At 63.0% G+C, this 1,185-nt stretch carries 1 protein-coding gene; it reads right to left on the minus strand.

The window, feature by feature from the left end:
* A partial coding sequence (gene tuf, locus Mhypo_RS17735; protein WP_119342525.1) for an elongation factor Tu occupies positions 1 to 1,185 on the minus strand: 1,185 nt, incomplete at its 5' end.

Consider the following 1,185-nt stretch of genomic DNA (forward strand, 5'->3'; position numbering starts at 1 on the left):
TTACTCGATAATCTTCGCCACCACACCAGCGCCCACGGTGCGACCGCCTTCACGGATGGCGAAGCGCAGACCTTCCTCCATGGCGATGGGCTTGATCAGCTCCACCGTGAAGGTGATGTTGTCCCCCGGCATCACCATCTCCACCCCGGCGGGCAGCTCCACCACCCCGGTTACATCGGTGGTACGGAAGTAGAACTGCGGACGGTAGTTGGTGAAGAACCCGGTGTGTCGGCCCCCCTCTTCCTTCTTCAGGATGTACACCGAGGCCTCGAACTTGGTGTGCGGGGTCACGCTGCCCGGCTTGGCCAGCACCTGCCCCCGCTCGATGTCTTCCCGCCCCACCCCGCGCAACAACAGGCCCACGTTATCGCCAGCAATGCCTTCGTTGAGGGTCTTGCGGTGCATCTCCACCCCGGTCACCACCGTCTTCTGGGTCTCGCGCAGACCCACGATCTCCACTTCCTCACCGGTCTTGATCTTGCCGCGCTCCACCCGGCCCGTGGCTACGGTACCGCGTCCGGTGATGGTGAACACATCCTCCACCGGCATCAGGAAGGGCTTGTCCACATCGCGCTGGGGGGTGGGGATGTAGGAGTCAATGGCGTCCAGCAGTTCCCAGATCTTATCCACCCACTCGTTCTCCCCTCGCTGGGTCTTGGGGTTGGCCATCATGTGCTCCAGCGCCTTGAGCCCCGAGCCCCGGATGATGGGGGTATCGTCACCGGGGAACTCGTACTGGTTCAGGAGGTCGCGGATCTCCATCTCCACCAGATCCAGCAGTTCGGGGTCATCCACCATATCTACCTTGTTCAGGAAGACGATGATGTAGGGCACCCCCACCTGGCGCGAAAGCAGGATGTGTTCGCGGGTCTGGGGCATGGGGCCATCGGTACCGCTCACCACCAGGATGGCCCCGTCCATCTGGGCCGCCCCGGTGATCATGTTCTTCACATAGTCGGCGTGGCCGGGGCAGTCTACGTGGGAGTAGTGCCGGGCCTGGGTCTCGTACTCCACGTGGGCGGTGTTGATGGTAATCCCACGGGCCTTCTCTTCGGGGGCCTTGTCGATCTGATCGTAGGCCTGTACCTCCACGTTGGGGTTGGCCGCCGCCGCCACGAAGGTAATCGCCGCCGTCAGGGTGGTCTTTCCGTGGTCTACGTGTCCGATGGTCCCCACGTTTACGTG

Source organism: Meiothermus hypogaeus, from assembly GCF_003574035.1.
In the GTDB taxonomy this organism is placed as follows: Bacteria; Deinococcota; Deinococci; order Deinococcales; family Thermaceae; genus Meiothermus; species Meiothermus hypogaeus.